Below are 19,201 nucleotides of genomic sequence, written 5' to 3'. Positions count from 1 at the left end.
CGAACCTATATCGAAGAGACGCTTACATCCAAGAAGGATATTAGGGAGCTTTTCGCTTCCGGAAAAAGGGCAACCAATCCTCCGTTAACGATCATCTATCGGGCGAACGCCTTAGAAAAAAATAGGTTTTTATACTGCCCGGAAAGATCGGTCGGAAAGGCCGTTCGAAGAAATCGAATACGGAGAAGATTAAGGGCTGCCGTTGCCGAAACAGCAGGTTCTTTTCCAAAAGGCTTCGATATCGCGATACTAGCGAAACCGAGCCTATTCGATAAAGATCATTCCCAACTTCTGGCTTGTTTGAGTCTGCTGGCTCAAAAAATAAAATGAATCAACTAGCCATCTTACTGATCCGATTTTACAAACGTTGGATCTCACCTATTCTTCCGCCTTCCTGCAGATTCACTCCTAGCTGTTCCGAATACGCAGTTCAGGCCTTCCAAGAATACGATTTTTTCAACGCATCTTTTTTAAGCGCAAAGAGAATTCTCAGATGCAATCCTCTCTTTGCGGCAGGCGACGACCCCTTACCCCCTAACCCTAGAAGGAAATAGGAAATGGACGACAGACAAAATAGACTCTTTCTTGCTTTAGTACTCACAATGGGAATTTGGTTCCTCGGGAACTACTTCTTCAATCCGGAGAGCGAAAAGCAAAAACAACCGAATAAGCCCGTACCGGTTACGGAAAATAAAGATGCTTCTAAAGAAGCTAGTCACGAGCAGAAGCCTCAAACTCCGGCAGCGATTTCTACAGTCGATGCTAAGGACGTAAAGACATTCACTTTCACTACCGACTCTCACGTAGTTACTCTTTCTAGTTTGGGTGGAAGGATCGAAAAATTCTATATTAAGAATTATAAAGATATCGAAGGCAATGAGATCAATATTGCTAGAGCGGATTACCAAGAGATTGAAGTAGATGGCAAAAAAGTTAAGGCTATCGAACTATCTCGCGGAAAAGGCTTCGACTTCAACTTCTCTCATAAGAAAGAAGAAGTGGCTCATTCTGAATGGAATAAGATCAACTTCAAGGCAGAAGAAGATAAAGAAAACAGAACCGTTACCTTCTACGCAACGAAAGACGGAGTTTTGCTCAAGAAAGTATTCCGCTTCTTTCCGACTGAAAATTATTTTAAATCTGAAATTACCGTTACTAACCTCGGAAAAGAAAAACTCTATTTCGGAGATCGTGAGAAGCCTGCTTATCTAAGGACTTTCGGAAGTTTAGGGCCTTTGCCTCAAACAAGAGAACCGAATGCTCAGGAATTATCTAAATTCTTCCGCGTGTATAGAATAGACGGAAGTGAGAAAGATCTTCCGGACGGTGGAGATGCTTGGGGATTCTGGGAAGGAATTCGTAATTTCTTCTTTGGCCCTCCGAACGGAAATGAGAACTTCAAAGAAGTTTGGGCTTCCGGAGAAGGTGTAGACTTTGCTGGAGCAGGTAGCCGTTACTTCTTAGCGGTTGTGGACACTCTAAATCATCCGGCCGAAGGCGCTCTATTCGACAATAGAAAGAAAAACGAAACTGGAACGATATTAGCTTATTCTAATATTTCTCTCGAGCCTGGAAAGGACGAGACATTGGAATTTGCGAATTACGTCGGGATCAGAGAATGGGACGGTATGCTGTTCAGAGATCCGAAATTGGATCCTTTCAAGAATCCTAAATCGGCTTTCGCGGGCCTAAGTTCCGATCTAAACAAATCCTTTAACCAAGGGATCTTTACTCCTATCCGAAACGGAATCGTCTGGTTCTTAAAACAATCGTATAAATATACGATCCCAAGCTTCGGGTTCGGGATCCTTCTGTTTGCTCTTATCTTTAAATTGGTTTTCTATCCGCTGAACCAAAAACAAGCGGAAGCAATGAAGAAGATGAGCGCTCTTTCTCCTGAACTTAAAAAGATCAATGAGAAGTACGTAAACGATCCTGCCAAAAAGCAAGAGAAGATGTTGGAGCTTTATAAAAAGCACAATATGAATCCACTCTCTCAGTTGGGAGGATGTCTTCCTATGTTAATCCAATTGCCGATCTTCTTCGCGTTGTATGTGGCATTTGCGGATACGATCGATCTTTGGAAGTCTCCTTTTCTTTGGATCACTGATCTAAGCGAGCCTGATTTTATTTGGACTTCCCCTGCGATCCCTTATCTTTCTGCGACCGGAATTTCCTTAAATCTATTAGTCTTATTAATGGTAGGAACTCAGTTCCTTTCTATGAAGCTGACTTCCGTTCAAACGGATCCGAATCAGAAGATGATGATGTATCTGATGCCGGTAATGATGGTATTTTTCCTTTGGAGCATGCCGTCCGGACTGACATTATATTGGACCGTGACTAACGTCCTTTCTATTGCTCAACAATGGTTAACGAATATTCGTAAGAAAGACGAAGCTCCTGTAAGAGCCTGAATTCATATATCGAGGATACGATATGGAAAACTATATTTTCGAGGCCGAAGGCAAAACAAAAGCCGAAGCTGAAGAGATCACACTAGAGACCTTAAGACTGGAGCCCGGAGACGTGCGGTTTGAGACCGTCGAATCTGGTAAGTCCGGATTTTTAGGACTAACACAAAAAAAACCGGCCGTAGTACGTGCCTTCGTTTCCAACTTTGATCTTCCTGCAGAGAAGATCATTCACGGAGTGGTCCTTACCCTTCTTCGCAAGATGGGTGTGGAAGCTGAAGTGGTGGGAATGGGAGACGTCGATGGAAAGATCTATATCGAACTCACAAGTCGTGAGTCCGGATTGATCATTGGAAAACGCGGAGCAACCTTGGACGCACTTCAGTTCCTTGTGAACTTGATGGTTGATTCCAAGATTCGCCACGGGCGCAAGATCGTTCTAGACACTGAATCTTACAGAGATAAAAGAGAATTATCTTTGATCAGATTGAGCAAATCGGTAGCTTCTTCCGTTGCAAAATCCGGAAAGTCTAAACTGCTGGAACCTATGAATCCTTTTGAAAGAAGGATCGTTCACATGGCTCTGCAGGAAAACGAGAAAGTCTTCACTAGATCGGAAGGGAACGGAACGTACAAAAAAGTGCGTATCATTCCTATGAAAGACAAACACAAGTACAAAGACGTCGTTGATAAGAGCCCTAACGGGGATCTTCTCGAGGAAGTGAACGACTACTGAATCGATTGTGGCTGATACAATAGCTGCTATATCTACGGCTTCCGGGGCGGGCGCTATCGGTATTCTGAGAATATCCGGTCCGGAAGCATTACAGATCGCTTATAAACATTTATCTTTCTATGGCGATCCTCTTCTCATGTCCTCCATTCAACCTAGGTTCGCATATACTTGCCGTTTCATAGACGGTGAGAAGAAACTAGACCAAGTAGTATTTCTATATTTCGCAGGTCCTAATTCTTTTACGGGAGAAAATCTCTGCGAAATCCATACTCACGGAAATCCCATTCTTCTTAGAGAAGCCTTGGAATGTTTGTTTAAGTCGGGCGCAAGGCCTGCAAAGCAAGGCGAGTTCACTAAGAGAGCTTTCTTAAATTCTAAACTAGATCTGAACGAGGCAGAAGCCATCGGAAGGATCATAGGTGCAAGATCCAGATTCGAGCTGGAGCTTGCTCAGAAGAATGCTTTCGGAGAAATTTCACGTCTTACTTCTAACTTAAGAAGCCAATTGATTTCTCTAAAGGCGGAATGTGAAGCGGAGATCGATTTCTCAACCGAAGATTTGACATACGAATCCTTTGAAGAAAGAAAGAATCGAATTCGCAAGATCGCTGAGATCTGCAATAACCTTCTTCACAAGTCAAGCGCCGCAGAGAATCTCTTGGAGAGAAGTAGAGTCGTCTTATACGGAGAGCCAAACACCGGCAAATCCAGTCTCATGAATTTGATCTTGGGAAGAGATAGATCCATTATCTCCGAAATTCCCGGAACCACCAGAGACTATATTAGTGAAGAATTTTTACTTTCGGGTGTTCCCATCCGACTGATCGATACTGCCGGAGTCAGAGAGACAGGCGACAGAATAGAAAAAATGGGGATCGAGAGAAGCGAGAAGGAATTCTCTCAGGCTGACGTTAGAGTTTTAGTCATCGATGTTTCTCAAGCGATGGATTGGGAGAAATTTGCGGAAGAAAACAGATCCAAAATTGAAGGTGCGATCGTGGCGGCGAACAAAAGTGATATTCGTGATCCAAGTTGGGATCCACAGTTTATCCTTCGCAAAAATTATTCGGGCACCATGGTCGTTGAAATTTCCTGTAAGACTAGAACAGGTTTGGACGCTTTGGTCCAAAAAATCTCAGAAAAACTGCAAGGTTTGGAAAGTTCTGAAGATTATGTCCTTTTGGAAGAGAGGAATCGTTTCCATTTTACTTCAATTACTAGAAGTTTGGAGAACTGTGTTGCTCTCATGAGTGACGGAGCGCCTGCGGAGATATATATTAAAGAGATAGATTCCGCGTTAGAACAGATCGGTGAAGTGAACGGCCGCGTAGACACCGAAGAAATCCTTGGAAGAATCTTCAGTAAGTTCTGCGTCGGGAAATAAGGTTTTCGTTCTTTCCCCGAGCGAAAAGATTGGTTTTATTCCTATGAGAGAAAAATCCCTCGAATATCATTCCCTACATCCAAAGGGTAAAATACAAGTTGTTCCTACTAAACCTACTCGGGATTCCTTTGACCTGTCCCTGGCATACTCGCCTGGAGTCGCTTACCCTTGTCTGGAAATCAAAGAAAATCCGGACCTAGTGTATGAGTACACTAATAAAGGAAACTTAGTCGGCATTATCACTAACGGAACTGCAATCTTGGGATTGGGAGATATAGGTCCTTCTGCAGGAAAACCTGTGATGGAAGGTAAGGCTGTCCTTTTTAAAAAATTCGCTGGGATTGATGTTTACGATATCGAAGTCGATGCAAAGGATCCGGATGATTTCATTAAGACGGTCCAAATGCTCGAGCCTACTTTCGGTGGGATTAACTTAGAAGATATCAAGGCTCCCGAAAGTTTTTATATAGAAGAAGAACTCATCAAGAGAATGAATATCCCTGTCTTTCATGATGACCAACATGGAACTGCGATCATTACTGTAGCCGGTCTATTGAACGCATTCGAGATCAATGGCAAACGTCCAAGCGATGTAAAACTAGTGATCTGCGGAGCGGGAGCTGCTGGGATCGCGATTGCAGAACTAGTGCAACATATTGGGATCCGTAAAGAGCAGATCTTCTTGGTAGATACAAAAGGAGTGATCCATTCCGAAAGAACGGATCTGAATTCTACCAAACAAAAATACGTTCAAAATACAAAAGCTCGTACTCTAGCAGATGCAATGCAAGATGCGGATATTTTTGTAGGTGTTTCGGTGGCTGATATGGTGACCGAGGACATGGTAAAGTCCATGGCACTGAATCCGGTAATCTTTGCCCTAGCAAATCCTGATCCGGAAATTCCGTATGCAGTTGCTAAGCAGGTAAGACCTGATATTATTATGGGAACTGGTCGAAGTGATATGCCGAACCAGGTGAATAACGTTCTAGGTTTTCCTTTTATTTTCAGAGGAGCCTTGGATGTAAGAGCCAAGCATATTACTCTAGAAATGAAATTAGCTGCAGCAAGAGCATTGGCGGAACTTGCCAGGTTAGAAGTTCCAGAAGCAGTGAGTCTTGCTTACGGCGGAGAGAAATTCGTATTCGGTCCTGATTACTTAATCCCTAAGCCTTTTGACCAAAGGGTTCTGTATCATGTTGCACCTGCCGTTGCAGAAGCTGCTGTCCAAAGCGGGACCGCCAGAAGACCATATCCCGGAAGAGAAAAATACGTCTCCTTCCTGGAAGGTTTGATGAGAGCTTAGCCTTCTCCGAAGCAAAGCGTAATAAATAAACGTCTAAACTTCTTAGATCGCGCTCAAGAATGCAGTGATTCGTTTCCGAAAATAAAATATTAGGTCACGCAAATCGCTAGTCAACACGACCGGAGCGAAAGGGAAGCGCATATGCCCGAAACGGAAAGCAATTCATCCCAGGCTCCGAACCCAACTCCGGAAGAAGGTGTCGTTCCTTTAGATAGAACGGACCTGATCCCGGAGGAAGAACTCCGCAACCTCTTACTTCAAACCAATCCTAAAGCGATGCGCGATCTGGACATGATCGAGAAGGGAGTAGAAAACTTCTTCTTGTTCAATTATTCTCCTTTCGCGCTCGCTAAATTCGAGCAGCTTCAATTCCTCAAACCTGCGGATCTGAAATATTTCGAGGACAAGAATGGATTTGTTCTCTATCAATATCTTTTTCTGTCAGAAGAGACGAAGGAACTCGGTCTCGCAAATGTTGCGATTCGGCCCGCTTCTCGTAGAGCAGATCAGATCCAAAAGATCAAATCCACTTGTTTAGCGCAGAGTGCTGCTGCCTTTCTGCAATATATAATAAGAAGAGATCTGAATTTGGCGGAAAGAAGAGCCGCCGGTGAGCTGAGAGATTGGGTGCTACGACAGTACTTGAATGCGGACGATAAGGGAAATCTGATCGACTTTCAGGATTCTAAGAACCTTCCCATTTCGATGAGGAACACAAAGACTCTTTCTGTAGAGTCTTTTCTTCAAAGGAACTTTAAACTTAGAGATGATATACTTGCCTCTCTGATCTCTCTTCTTGCCAAAAAGCCGAATGAAGTCATTCAATTCTTGGGACAGATTAAAGCGGATCCGGAAGCGTTACTCGCCGTTGAAAAGAGAGGCTCTCGTTCTCCTTTGCTTCGCTTGCATCTTGAATTCCATGTGATCCAACCTTCTTTAGAAGAACTTGTAGGCGAAACTTCTTTAGATGTGAAGAAGGAAACCGCAACGGATGAGACTGAAATCGAAATCATCTATGAAATCTTTATAAATCTAGGAAGAAGGATCCTTACCTCTCTTCTTCCAGGAGAACAATCCGGTTGGATCCAACCGTCTGGAACTCACCAAGGCGCGCAGTTCATACAAGAATTAAAAAAACACCCTGCCTTTACTTCAGGTAAAACTTGGGAAGGTTCCGACGTATTCTTGCAGGCATTCGAAGTGCTTTCCCAATCCATGGATTCTCTTTCTAGCTTGAGAAAAGAATCCTTAGTAAACCTTGCATTCAGCGATATAGTAGTTCGTATTCGAGAATCCAAAGAGCCTTTGGCTGTGGACCTTTCTTCCATAAAGATCAAAGATTCCTCCATTAAGAAATCAGGTTTGAGTAAGACTGAAGTTTTGGATCAGATCTTGGAAAGATTCAAGACTAGAAATGATATTCTTACTAGAGAAAAAATTACCGGAAATTCTCCGGGTGTGGTCGCGCTTGCGATCGAGAACGTTGTTTCTTCTTTCTTAGCGAACAAGGAGAGAAGAACTTCTATCCATAATCTGATCCGCAAGAACGGTCAGCCGAAAGGAATTTATGCTTTTCTAAAAGATGTGGTAGAAGGAGTGGATTCGGAGATCGCTATAGATGAACAAATCCGTCTCTCCAAGGCAATTGCAGATTGGGAAAAAGAAAATGAGAAGCTAAGACTCAAAGCAATCCAAGATTCAAAGTCCTTTCTTGTAAAATTGTTAGAATGGATATTGGGGCTCTTCGGCGTAAGCATTTCTTCTCCTTTGAAGAAGGATCTGGAACCTGCCGACGAGTACCAAACCGCAAAGCAGAACAAGAAACCTGCTGCTTCTAAATCGAATGAGCCTGCTGCTGAAAAAGAGCCTCCGAAACCAAAGAAATCCTTGGGAGTGCTTATGGGCCCTAAGGAAAAATCCACTCTCATCTCGGCTAAGGTTCAGAAATCTATTGATTATGTGGATCGTAAGAATAACGGAATCATCTGGCTGGATGAAGTTGTAGCGGCCATTTCTTCTCCGGAATTCGGAAAAGACAAAGTAGCCGACCTAATGTACTATGACCAGAAGCGGAGATATATCGAGATTCGCTCTATGAATTCGATCCGACATGTATTCATTCGGAAAGAATTAGAATCTGATTCCGCCTGGTTGGACTCCACTTTGGAATATTTGGAGAACGTCACTGCAAAGAAACCTGAGTTTGCTGCTTTGGCCGACACTCTTCGTAAATTCCGAGACGAGTAATTTCTTTTAACAAAGATTTGCGGATCTGCACAGTCCCTTTCCAATCCGGAAATCCAACCTATTTTATTTCAACAGCTATTGAACGGAGGATTCATGAAAACTAGGATCGAAACCGATTCCATGGGAGAAATCGAAGTAGATGATTCCAAATACTGGGGAGCTCAAACCGAAAGATCCCTACATCACTTTCATATAGGAAACGATCGTTTCCCTCGTGAGATGATCAGAGCTCTGGGAGTTCTGAAAAAGTCAGCAGCGATTGTAAATGCTCAACTTGGACTCTTGACCGAAGAGAAAAAAAATCTGATCTTACAAGCGGCAGACGAAGTCATCTCAGGCAAATTGGATGAGCATTTCCCTTTAAGTGTTTGGCAGACCGGTTCCGGAACTCAGACCAATATGAACGCCAACGAAGTTATTTCTAATCGAGCGATAGAGATCTCCGGAGGAACAAAAGGTTCCAAGAAGCCAATTCATCCGAATGATGATGTGAACAAGGCTCAGTCTTCTAATGATACGTTTCCGACAGCAATGCATATTGCAGCTGCAGAGCAGCTGGTAAAGAAACTTCTTCCAGCATTGGAACAACTTAAGGATACTTTAAAGAAGAAGTCGGCTGAATTCCAGAATATCATCAAGATCGGGCGCACTCACTTGCAAGATGCAACCCCACTTACTCTGGGCCAAGAATTCTCCGGTTACGTAAAGCAATTAGAATACAATATCGAGAGAGTGAAAGCTGTTCTTCCGTCGGTCTATAGACTGGCATTGGGTGGAACTGCAGTAGGAACAGGATTGAATACTCATCCTGAATTTGCTGTAAAGGCCGCCGCTCAGATCGCGAAAGAGACCGGATTACCTTTCATCTCCGCAGAGAATAAATTCGAAGCTCTGGCGGCTCACGATTCTTTGGTAGAAACTCATGGAGTCCTGAAAACGATTGCAGCTTCTTTTATGAAGATCGCAAACGATGTGAGATGGCTTTCTTCCGGACCTAGATGTGGGATCGGCGAGATCTCTATTCCTGAGAATGAACCTGGTTCTTCTATCATGCCTGGAAAAGTGAATCCTACTCAGTCCGAGCAAATGACCATGGTAGCTTCTCAAGTAATTGCGAATGATGTAGCTGTGAATATAGGTGGAGCATCGGGAAACTTCGAGTTGAACGTTTTCAAGCCGCTAATCATTCACAATGTTTTGAATTCTATCCGACTTCTTGCAGACTCTGCAGTTTCTTTTGAAGAACATTGCGCAAGAGGAATCGAACCGAACAAAGAAAAGATCAACGAACACTTGAAAAACAGCTTAATGTTGGTTACTGCTTTGAATCCTCATATCGGTTACGATAATGCTGCTAAGATTGCTAAGAATGCTCACAAGAAAGGCACCAGCCTAAAAGAGTCCGGTATCGAGTTGGGCCTCTTAACTAGCGAGCAATTCGACCAATGGGTGCTTCCTGAGAAAATGATTTCTCCGGGAGTGGACTGAGATCATTTAGAGATCAGCCAGACAAATAGCCCGTTGCCAAAAAAGCTTCGGACATAAAAAAAGGGCGGTTTTAACACCGCCCTTTTTGTAGTTCAGGATAAACTACTTTTTTAGAGAATTACTTACCTTGCTCTACGAACTTGAAGGTAACTCTGCGGTTTTTAGGGTCTTTTGCATCCAATCCGGAAACTGGAGAAGAAGAACCAGCGCTCTTAACTACGATGCGATTTGCAGGAATTCCTTGTTTAACCAGAGCTTGTTTCACTGCTTTTGCGCGAATGTCTCCGTAGAAAACGTTTCCTTTTTTATCGCCTTCAGCTTGCTCAGGTCCTACTTGGTCAGTATGTCCTGTAATTTCCAGAGCCCAAGCATCAGGAAGTTTGGAAATTCCGTCTTTGATCACAGCAATATTTGCTTTTGACCATTCGCTGAAGTCTCCCGCGCTAACATCAGCTTTTTTGTAGCTGAATCCAGGACGAGTGATTCCATCCGGATAACGGAAGTCTTTGATTTGATTATTAATAACGTCTGCAGGTGAGTCAACGTTGACGTTACGAGATGCCGCAGCATTTTGCTCAGAACCAGGCTCGGGAGCGGCTTGCTCTTTTTTTTCTCCGGAAGAGCAGAGAGCGATGGAAAAAACCGTTGCACCGACGAGCAGGATATTAAGAATTTTTTTTACCATTTGTTTCCTTCCTTGATTAAGGTTGGGGTTTATTCGATGAATTTATCCAAGATATACTGATTCTCGGAAAATGGGAAATCTTTTTTAAAGATCCGCACTGAATGAGTCCGCTCCTATGGTCTCGTATTTCTCAGGAAAACTATTATGAACCTCGAACTCCATGCCGAAGCTAACGCCGAATCCGAAGGATCTCGGATCGATAAATTTTTGAAAGATTTTCTGGGAGATGAGATCTCGAGAGCTTCTATCCAACACTGGATCGATTCCGGATGGGTCCAAGATGGTTCCGGAAAGATCATCTCAAAGTCTTCTTATAAAGTAAGCCCAGGGGAAGAGTTTCGGATCTCCGTTCCTCCAAAGCCTCCTATGAATCTAACTCCTGTAAAAATGGACATAGAGGTTCTGAAAGAAACCCCTCAGTATTTAATCATCCGAAAGCCTGCTGGGATTGCCTCTCATAGTGGGCCGGGAGATAGATCTACAACATTGATCAACGGACTTTTATATAAATTTAAAGAACTTTCCTCGATTGGGGGAGAGGCAAGACCAGGGATCGTGCATCGTTTGGATAAGCCTACAGAAGGTTTGATGATCGTTGCCAAGAATGATAGCGCTCATGCAAAGCTTTCTGAGCTTTTTAGAAGAAGGAATATTACTAAGAAATATCTGGCTTGGGTCCAAGGAAGTCTTCCGGAAGGAGAAGGCACGATAGACAAGCCGATTGGAAGGCATCCGGTAGAAAGGCTGAAGATGACAGTCACTACGAAAGGAAGGCCATCTATCACTCATTACCAGGTATTACAAACTGCAGTTTCCAAGAACGGTAGAAAATTCTCCCTTATCGAAGCCGACCTAGAAACCGGAAGAACTCATCAAATCCGAGTGCATCTCCAAAGCCTAAGAAGTCCGGTTGTAGGAGATTTATTATATTCTAGAAATGCGCAATTATTCGAGAACTACGGCTTGCTTTTGCTTTCTTATTGGTTGGAATTTACTGATCCGTTTAGCGGGGAAGAGGTCCAGATCGTTTTGCCAATCCCGGAACGATTTAAGAATTTTGAAAACAACCTGGAGAACTTCTAGCTGACGGTTGGACCAACTCACATGGAAGACGATAAAATCGAGAAGATCAAAGAAGGTTTCTGGCCCAAGGTAAAGAAGGTCGCGGGGAAGGTGCCATTCTTGCCCGACGCGATTGCTTTGTATTACGCGATGTTGGATCCCGATACTCCTTTAAAAGCAAAGCTGACAATTGCAGGAGCGCTCGCTTATTTCTTAACTCCGTTTGATGCTATCCCGGACATTCTTTTCGGAGCAGGTTACATAGACGATGCTGGAGTCGTAGCTGCAGTTCTCACAGCAGCTTCTATTTATGTAAAAGACGAACATAAGAAGAAAGCAAAAGACTTCTTGAATTCCGGACAGATCGAGATCAAAGAAACGCCGGACAAATAGCGGATCCGTTTTTAGGATTACTTACTTTACCTTTAGGCGACTCGCCTAAGAATGAGCTTCAAAGAATATATTCCCGATGAGCTACGAAAACGAAATCCGTCTCCGATACCAACATTTCCTGAACTTCTCTCCGAGAATCATGGAATTCTTAAAGAAGACTCATGAAAGAGAAGATCTGCAAATTTCTCATAAAGGATCTATCGAATCCGATCTGGTAACCGTAGCAGATAAAGGCTCCGAAGAATTGATCGTTTCTGAAATCAGAAAGTCTTTCCCTCAAGATCATATATTGGGAGAAGAAGGATCGGCTTACGAAGGGAGCACTCGTTTTAAGTGGATCATAGATCCTCTAGATGGAACTGTAAATTATTCTCATAGACTTCCTTTGTATTGCTGTTGCATAGGCTTGGAAGATATAGAAACAAAATCCGCAGTGATGGGCATCGTTCCTATGCCGGCCCTAGGAGAAGTGTATCACGCTACTCTAGGTGGAGGCGCATTCAAAGACAAGACTCAGATCCGTGTTTCCGAAACAAAAGAGATGAGAAAGGCACTTCTTTGCACCGGTTTCCCGTATGATAGAGAAGAGAAGATAGACAGGCTCATGTTTAATCTGAAGAATTTTATCCTAAGATCTAGAGGAGTGAGACGAACAGGCTCTGCGGGTTTGGATATATGCTGGGTAGCCGAAGGAAAATTCGATGCATTCTGGGAAGAAGATCTGAAGCCTTGGGACATGACTGCTGCTGCTGCAATTCTTCAGGAAGCTGGAGGCAAACTGAGCACCTTTGCGAATAATACATTTCATCCTTATATCACTAATGTAATCGCTTCGAATGGGATCCTTCACGATCGAATGGTGGAGATCTTAGAAGAGTTTCTAAGCTTCTAATAATTCTATGAGTTGGATTTTCTTAATACTCGCCGGCTTTTTTGAAGTAGGCTTTACTACTTGCATGAAGCTCTCCGACGGCTTTAAGGATTGGAGATATTCCTTAGGGTTTTTGGTATTTGCGGTACTTAGTTTCTTCTTCTTGAATCGCGCTTCTCAAAGTATTTCTCTGGGAACTGCGTATGCAGTTTGGACTGGGATCGGAGCGGCTGGCACTGCGATTATAGGCATCTTAGCTTTCGGAGATTCCACATCCATGTGGAGGATCTTCTTTTTATCCACTCTGATCTTTTCTGTGGTAGGCTTGAAGTTTTTCGGAGGAGAGTAAATTATTCCGAATATCTTCTTCGAATGCATCTCTCAACGATGCGGACTAGTTTTTTCTCTACTACTTCCGGATTGAAATTTGACTGAACATATTTCTTTCCGTTTGTCCCCATCTCTTCTCTTTCTTTTCGATGACTTACTAAATAATCTGCGATTGCGGAGAAGCTATCTTGATCGGAATAATACAATCCACCGTTGCTTCTCAAACAATGTCCTTTGAGCACATCAGATCTTCCGTTCACTAGGACTGCTTTCAGTCGGATCCAGGCTTCCATGAGAATGATGGAAAAACTTTCCATCGGAGAAGGATTGATCAAAATATCCGCACTAGCAATCTGATCGTCTTTCTCCTTTTCGCTTACAAAACCAAGCGGCTTTATATGAGGGAATTTTGATATTCTTTGAAGAAGTTTATCGTCTCCTTTTCCGATCAGAGTTAATACATCATTGCGTCCGCTTTTTTTCTGCCATTCTGAAAAGTACTCTGCCATTTCTAGAACTCCCTTTCCTTCATCTATTCTTCCTACATAGAGGAAATCAAAAGAATCTTGGGTATTCTTAGGAGAAGGTTCTTTCTTCATCTCAGGAATGGGCAGATGCATTCCGATCACACTGCCTAAGCTGGGATTATAACCGTATAATTTGTGAAATAGGTCCTTCTCTTCAGGAGTATTGAAGCAGTATGCGGAATCATCCTTGAACAAATTAGAATAAACTGATAAACGAGCAGGAGGCTCGTCATGCAAGGTAGGAATCACTACAGCTTTCTTTGCAACGAGTGGAAGTCCGTATACCATCGGATAGTAGAGGTAAGAAACAAAAACGAATACATCATAATCTCTTTCGTTCGTCTCAATATACTGGATAAGCTCCGGACAATAAGGCCCCTGCATATCGATCCAAATTCTTTCCTTATCTAGTTGGGCCCCGAACTTGGACTTTCCTGCCTGGGCGTATTCGAATGAACGGAATAGTTTATCCGAGTATTGATTGAACTTTCGGATATTTCTTTCTTTTTCTACGGAGAAGCGAAGTACTCTGATTCGATCTTCGTTTTCAGTATCGATCCACTCTTGACTGACCTTTTTCTCCAAGTCCTTTCCGAGAAGTACCGGTTCTAGACTCTTTACTGGAACTTGGTTCTTCCAAGTGATATAATCCAGGGAACGCGTTGCAAGTACGGTGACCTCATAGAACTTAGAAAGCATTAGAGTATATTGATAGATCAATTTCTCCGAGCCTCCGGAGATCTGCTCCGAGAAAATAGGAGTAACGACCGCTAGTCTTCTACGCGAGTTTAGCAAGGACAGGCCTCAATACTGTTTCTGCATTGATTTGAGAGAAGGTTTGCAATCTTCTCTCCTGGGTTTCCAGAATGGAATCTCGCATCGATCCATCCGTAGTCATTTTGTGGGCCAGCTCAACGATAAGGTCCATTCGTTTTTCTTTAAATAGGACTCCGGCTCCAGCCAATGTTTCCTTCACCGCTCCTCCATCGTAGGCAAGGATAGGAATATTATTGACCATTGCCTCTAATAGAGGAACACAAAAACCCTCGTGTTCGCTCATCGAGAGAAAGAGATCGCAATTCGAATACATCTCTTTCAATTCTTCTTCCGAAAGAAAATCGGTGATGATCACATTTTCTCTAAGCTTGTAAAAATCCAACATCCTCTCTAATTCTTCTCTGTAGAGATACAGTTCTTTAGAGCTGAAGCCCACTATAAACAGCTGAAATTCCGGGCCGTAGGTTTTCAGATATTGGTAGGCAAATCGGATCAGATCATCCTGCTTTTTATTCGGAGTGATCCTACCTACAAATAAGAAACGTGGAGAATTCGATATTGGTTTAGGGGAAGGCTTTGCTCGTTCCGAATTTCCTTGTGGCAATTGGTATGTGATGGGAAGTAATCCCACATTCTCAAAACCCAGATCGATCAATTCGGATTTATTGTATTCGGAAACTGCAAATACCTTGTCGAACTTATCTCTTAAAAGTTCCAGTTCTTCTCTTCCTTTGCGAAGCAGATACGTAAGCTTAAGATCGTATTTCTCAAAGAAATGATCCGGAGTTACATTGTGGTATATTAGAATTTTAGGATTTTTAGCTTTTAAGATCGTTTCTAATACATCGGAATGAATGGAATGGTGATAGACTAGTATGTCCTTGCTTTTATGGGCATAAGCCTTGTACTTTTTAACAAGGGTATCCGTTCCCGGACCGGTATTCTCCGCGAAAATTTCGGAAGAGTATCCTATCTTTCTGAAAACCGATTTGAGAGAGCTCATCTCGTTCGAGATTGCGTCTCCGATATTAAAGCCCGCAGCAAATTGGTGAACTCCTCTTTTATTGAAGATCATAGTGCTGCAGTTTCTCTAAAGGTAAAGATCTGTTTTAGGAATCGATCGAAAGGCATGGAGTTATAATCCATGCAAACTTCCTTTCTTCTGGAGGAAGCGTAGGATCCGTCCAGATTGGAATGCTCCGCTTCTAAAATGAAATGGATCCATTCTGCTAATTTTCTAAGGCTTTCTATATCTTTTTTTCTGAAAAGATAGCCTGCGCCTTTTAAGGTTTCCGAAACAGCGGTGCAAGCGTATGCAAAAACCGGAATATCATTGCTGACAGCTTCTACTAATGGGATCCCAAAGCCTTCGTGCTCGCTCATGCTTACGTATGCATCCATCTCTTCCCAGAATCTTGCAATCTCCGAATCGGAGACTCCCATTCTGAATTGAACATTGGAACCGATTCCTAACTCCCTGCACATTTGCTTTAAACTAGAAAAATAGGACCCAAAGATTGCAGGCACATTTCCGATTAAAAGGATCCTGTATTTCGGATCTATTCGTTTTAAGAAATAGATCAATAGAAGGATATCCTCAATTTTTTTACTCGGAACAAGTCTGCCTACGTATCCTATCGTATAATTGTTTTTACGTGGCTTTCTTCCCGTCCAAACATACTTCTTAACGATTGGCAATACCTTTGTATTCGTTATATTTAGATCCTCCAAGTTAGATGCACTATACTTGGAGCTTGCAAGAAATACTTCTGCATATCTTTTTAAACTGTGCAGCTCTATTATGGATTTCTTATAATCTGATTCGAAGCTTCTATAGAGTTCGGTTGATACGAATGGTTTAAAGAATTTAGGCGGAGTAATATTCTGATAGCGGACGAACTTTCTTCCGGGAAAGGAAAGAAAATCAGGGATGGAATAACCCGAACCGCCATACTCAAGTACATGAATGGAAGAAGGATCCAAATCCTCTGTCTTTTGTAGATCTTCGGATTTGATAGTAGGAATGGAGCCTTGGCTTAAGTCTTTCTGACAAACGATTTGGGTCTTTGTCCCGGAAGAATTGAGGACCTCCCAGAGTCCCTTCATATCGTTTCCGATCCCGTCTCCGTCCCTAAACTCGGAAATATGGAGATATGCCTTCATTTTCTAAAGCTAAGTATTACGAAGCCGTCGCTGGATTTTGTTTCGACTATATTCTTAAAACCTAATTTATGAATGAACTCTCTTAGAGCGGATTCTCCGATCTGGGTCAATAGCACTGGCTGAAATGGAGAAACTAATCGATTGGAATAATTAGAATATCTGAATATAAACTCCGTGCCTGGAGAAGTCTTTGCCGCTAAGTTCTTGAATAATTTTTCGAGAACCCAGTTTGGCAAAAGGCAAAGATTAGAATGAGAGACAATCTTTGTCGGCAGAGGAGGTGCAGGAAGCAGATCTTCGAAGGACAGCAACTGAATAGAATTGGTGACTTGCTCTTTAATATAAGAATACTGTGCAGAATTCCAGACTACTGCTTTGAACTCGATCTGCGCTTTTAGCAATTGTTTTAGGAATTTTCCCCATTCAGGATTGATTGCAAGAACGGAATCTCCCGGATTCAATCTGGAAAGAATGATAGTCTCACTTTCTTCGAGAGTTTCTTCTTCGTACAGGAATTCATTGGACCAAACGAAATCAGGATGGATCTCTCTCTTTAGGGAATAATTTAATTCCACAAATTCATTGTAGAATTTCTCGAACTTGCGTTTTAATTTTTCATGATCTCCTCTTAGAAGGATCAATTCGTTTAACACGCTATAGAATGCGCGAGTCCTGTTCTCGGAGAGCTTTTTGTCCAAGAAAGAATATAATTCGATTAATTTAATAAAGGCCCAGCGGATCGGACCTCGGATATATTTGAATCTAGGATTGGTGAATTTAGGAGGGGAGATCCCTTTTTCGAATAGATGAGCGGTTTCTGCCGCATCGAATTCGCGATATCCTTCAGGAGATTGAGGAGAGAACTTCCAGCGAGAAAGACGATCTAGTTCTTCTTTCGAAACTGGCTTACGCGCGAGCCTAGATTCTATCTCTTCCATCAGCTCCCGAACGTTGACGGAACTGTCTTTGATTTCGATAATATCTGAGGATCTATCTTCCATCTTTGTCCGGGACTTTTATTCGATTGTTTTTTTCGTATTTGACAAAACAATCGTATTTTTACTCCGATTATAGGACATATTGAACAATCTTTCATGAAATATTTGGTAACTGGAGCAGAAGGATTCGTAGGTTCTTACCTGATTCAGGAACTTCTTAAAAAATCTGGGTCGGAGCTCCTTGGCTTGGGCCTTCATCCTAAGATAAAGGATTTGCCTTTTTCCTACCAAGCCTGCGATCTCAGAGATCCTTCTTCCATTCATTCCATTTTAAGCGAATATACGCCCGATATTATCTTTCATCTGGCAGGCCAAACATTTGTGCCCAGGGCGATTGAAGATCCGAACGAAACGTTAACAATCAATGTAGGAGGAACTCTCAACCTTCTAGAGTGGTTTCGCAAGTCGGGCAAAAATGTGAAGATCATATATGTATCTTCTTCGGATGTATATGGGAACTTGAGACCTGAACATCTTCCTGTCTCCGAGAGTTTGGTGCCGGAACCTTTGAATCCGTACGCTTCTTCAAAGATTTCAGCAGAAACGTATTGTTTACAGTATGCTCGTTCAGCCAAGAACATAGAGGCATTGATTGCGCGTCCTTTCAATCATATCGGAGTCGGTCAAAATCCTAACTTTGTAGTTCCTAATTTTTGCAAACAGGTATTGGATACAGTCTCCAAGAACTCCGGAGCTTCCGAGATCTTGGTGGGGGATCTGACACCTACTCGAGACTTCTTGCATGTTACGGATGTTGTGAATGCATATATCCTTCTTTCCGAGTCGGGAAAGAATAAAGAAATCTATAATATATGTTCCGGCACTGAAACTTCTATCGCACAGGTGTTGGAATGGATCATTGAATTTGCAAATTCCAAAGTCGTAACGAAAACGGATCCTGGAAGATTGAGACCTATGGATATGCGTCGTTCTTTGGGAGACAATTCCAAGTTGAAATCCTTGGGTTGGGAACCTAAGATCTCAGTGAAAGAAGCGGTCAAAGAAATCTTCCAACATATTCAAAAAACAGAATATTCTATCTAAAGGACGGAGCCCTTCCAGGTCTTGACGCCGCTTCCTTCTATCGGAAACGGTTTGCCTAGATACTTGGGAGCAGTGTTTGTCAGATTCATATCGATCCAAGCAAGAGTTCTCGCAAAGAATTCTCTAAACCTACTGAATGGTCCGCTTACGTACAATCTTCTGTCCGATTCATAAGATTGCAGATCCAGACCTATCTTTTTGGAAATGAACGCAGCTCTAGGTTGATGAAATCTTTGGCTCACAAAGATCGCATCCTTAACTTGAAAGATCTCCTTTGCTCTCACCAAAGTATCCAAGGTTCGAAAGCCTGCGTGATCTACGAATACATCCTTCTCATATACATTCCTTTCTAGAACATATAAAAGCATCGGTTTCACTTCATTATAATAACTGGTACCATTGTCTCCGGAGAGAAGGATCTTGCGAACCTTACCCTGACGATACAATTCAATCGCACAGTCTAACCGATCTTGCAAAACTGGAGAAGGAACTCCTTTGTAAACCGAAGCTCCCGGTACGATTGCAACTGTTGCAGGTCTTAAAGAACGGTAATTTCCGGCATGAGGACTTTTGTTTTCATAATCCCATTCGATTGATAGATCAATAGACGCAGGTATCCCGATGCAGAGTCCGACGACCAATATAAGTGCTAATCGGGTCCGGCCTTTCCAAGGATTTTGGACCTTCCGATCTCCAAACTGTGAGGTAGTCGAGCTCATACGAAATTCCGATTGAGGATAAAAGGATTTTGGAGGGTGTAAAAGAAAAAATCCATG

General features: G+C 42.6%; 19 protein-coding genes. 13 read left to right on the top strand and 6 right to left on the bottom strand.

Features of this window, described 5'->3' with window-relative positions; translation table 11 throughout:
* Positions 1-9 precede the first annotated feature (9 nt).
* From rnpA to fumC, 8 genes are all read left to right on the top strand, one after another.
* Positions 10-330, top strand: coding sequence for a ribonuclease P protein component (rnpA, locus tag EHO59_RS02510; RefSeq protein ID WP_135586434.1), 321 nt, complete (start codon positions 10-12; stop codon positions 328-330).
* Complete coding sequence (gene yidD / locus EHO59_RS02505; RefSeq protein ID WP_135584429.1) at positions 327-554, top strand: membrane protein insertion efficiency factor YidD; 228 nt, start codon at positions 327-329, stop codon at positions 552-554. Before rnpA ends, yidD begins: the two co-directional genes overlap by 4 nt.
* A 3-nt stretch (positions 555-557) precedes the next feature.
* On the top strand, positions 558-2,417 hold the full coding sequence (gene yidC / locus EHO59_RS02500; RefSeq protein ID WP_135584426.1) for a membrane protein insertase YidC: 1,860 nt from the start codon (positions 558-560) through the stop codon (positions 2,415-2,417).
* Between the two features lie 22 nt (positions 2,418-2,439).
* A complete protein-coding gene (gene jag / locus EHO59_RS02495) occupies positions 2,440-3,150 on the top strand; it encodes an RNA-binding cell elongation regulator Jag/EloR (protein ID WP_135584424.1) in 711 nt (236 codons plus the stop codon).
* Positions 3,151-3,157: 7 nt separating this feature from the next.
* Entirely contained in the window at positions 3,158-4,534 is a 1,377-nt protein-coding gene (mnmE, locus tag EHO59_RS02490) for a tRNA uridine-5-carboxymethylaminomethyl(34) synthesis GTPase MnmE (RefSeq protein WP_135584422.1), read from the top strand.
* 43 nt (positions 4,535-4,577) lie between these two features.
* Entirely contained in the window at positions 4,578-5,840 is a 1,263-nt protein-coding gene (locus EHO59_RS02485) for a malic enzyme-like NAD(P)-binding protein (RefSeq protein WP_135584420.1), read from the top strand.
* Between the two features lie 141 nt (positions 5,841-5,981).
* Positions 5,982-8,087, top strand: coding sequence for a hypothetical protein (locus EHO59_RS02480; RefSeq protein ID WP_135584418.1), 2,106 nt, complete (start codon positions 5,982-5,984; stop codon positions 8,085-8,087).
* A gap of 93 nt (positions 8,088-8,180) precedes the next feature.
* Complete coding sequence (gene fumC / locus EHO59_RS02475; protein ID WP_135584416.1) at positions 8,181-9,575, top strand: class II fumarate hydratase; 1,395 nt, start codon at positions 8,181-8,183, stop codon at positions 9,573-9,575.
* A 118-nt stretch (positions 9,576-9,693) separates the two neighbouring features.
* On the opposite strand, the gene loa22 is transcribed toward fumC, so the two are convergent.
* Positions 9,694-10,260: an OmpA family outer membrane lipoprotein Loa22 gene (gene loa22 / locus EHO59_RS02470; RefSeq protein ID WP_135584414.1), complete on the bottom strand. Its 567-nt coding sequence runs from the start codon at positions 10,258-10,260 to the stop codon at positions 9,694-9,696.
* Between the two features lie 144 nt (positions 10,261-10,404).
* On the opposite strand from loa22, the gene EHO59_RS02465 reads away from it, so the two are divergent.
* The 4 genes from EHO59_RS02465 to EHO59_RS02450 all read left to right on the top strand — a co-directional run bounded on the left by EHO59_RS02465 (position 10,405) and on the right by EHO59_RS02450 (position 12,935).
* Positions 10,405-11,343, top strand: coding sequence for an RluA family pseudouridine synthase (locus EHO59_RS02465; RefSeq protein WP_135584412.1), 939 nt, complete (start codon positions 10,405-10,407; stop codon positions 11,341-11,343).
* 21 nt (positions 11,344-11,364) lie between these two features.
* Positions 11,365-11,715: a YkvA family protein gene (locus EHO59_RS02460; RefSeq protein ID WP_135584410.1), complete on the top strand. Its 351-nt coding sequence runs from the start codon at positions 11,365-11,367 to the stop codon at positions 11,713-11,715.
* A 76-nt stretch (positions 11,716-11,791) separates the two neighbouring features.
* Positions 11,792-12,607, top strand: a complete 816-nt coding sequence (locus tag EHO59_RS02455) for an inositol monophosphatase family protein (protein WP_135584408.1) — start codon at positions 11,792-11,794, stop codon at positions 12,605-12,607.
* A gap of 7 nt (positions 12,608-12,614) precedes the next feature.
* Positions 12,615-12,935 carry a DMT family transporter gene (locus EHO59_RS02450; protein WP_135584406.1) on the top strand — a complete coding sequence of 107 codons (321 nt, stop codon included), beginning with the start codon at positions 12,615-12,617 and terminating at the stop codon, positions 12,933-12,935.
* A 1-nt stretch (position 12,936) separates the two neighbouring features.
* On the opposite strand, the gene EHO59_RS02445 is transcribed toward EHO59_RS02450, so the two are convergent.
* The 4 genes from EHO59_RS02445 to EHO59_RS02430 are packed head-to-tail and all read right to left on the bottom strand — an operon-like array spanning position 12,937 to position 17,384.
* Positions 12,937-14,238: a glycosyltransferase family 4 protein gene (locus EHO59_RS02445; RefSeq protein WP_135584404.1), complete on the bottom strand. Its 1,302-nt coding sequence runs from the start codon at positions 14,236-14,238 to the stop codon at positions 12,937-12,939.
* Positions 14,222-15,295: a glycosyltransferase family 4 protein gene (locus tag EHO59_RS02440; protein WP_135584402.1), complete on the bottom strand. Its 1,074-nt coding sequence runs from the start codon at positions 15,293-15,295 to the stop codon at positions 14,222-14,224. The genes EHO59_RS02445 and EHO59_RS02440 overlap by 17 nt, the downstream gene beginning before the upstream one ends.
* Positions 15,292-16,383 carry a glycosyltransferase gene (locus EHO59_RS02435; protein WP_135584400.1) on the bottom strand — a complete coding sequence of 364 codons (1,092 nt, stop codon included), beginning with the start codon at positions 16,381-16,383 and terminating at the stop codon, positions 15,292-15,294. The genes EHO59_RS02440 and EHO59_RS02435 overlap by 4 nt, the downstream gene beginning before the upstream one ends.
* Positions 16,380-17,384 carry an LIC_10202 family protein gene (locus EHO59_RS02430; protein ID WP_135584398.1) on the bottom strand — a complete coding sequence of 335 codons (1,005 nt, stop codon included), beginning with the start codon at positions 17,382-17,384 and terminating at the stop codon, positions 16,380-16,382. Before EHO59_RS02430 ends, EHO59_RS02435 begins: the two co-directional genes overlap by 4 nt.
* A gap of 93 nt (positions 17,385-17,477) precedes the next feature.
* On the opposite strand from EHO59_RS02430, the gene EHO59_RS02425 reads away from it, so the two are divergent.
* A complete protein-coding gene (locus EHO59_RS02425) occupies positions 17,478-18,425 on the top strand; it encodes a GDP-mannose 4,6-dehydratase (protein WP_135584396.1) in 948 nt (315 codons plus the stop codon).
* Here the strand turns inward: EHO59_RS02425 and EHO59_RS02420 are convergent.
* On the bottom strand, positions 18,422-19,144 hold the full coding sequence (locus EHO59_RS02420; RefSeq protein WP_135584395.1) for a SanA/YdcF family protein: 723 nt from the start codon (positions 19,142-19,144) through the stop codon (positions 18,422-18,424). The two genes, EHO59_RS02425 and EHO59_RS02420, sit on opposite strands and share 4 nt — an antisense overlap.
* Positions 19,145-19,201 lie beyond the last annotated feature (57 nt).

The sequence above is a fragment of the Leptospira semungkisensis genome (genome assembly GCF_004770055.1).
Lineage (GTDB): Bacteria > Spirochaetota > Leptospiria > Leptospirales > Leptospiraceae > Leptospira_B > Leptospira_B semungkisensis.
This window is presented reverse-complemented; position numbering and strand designations above follow the sequence as displayed.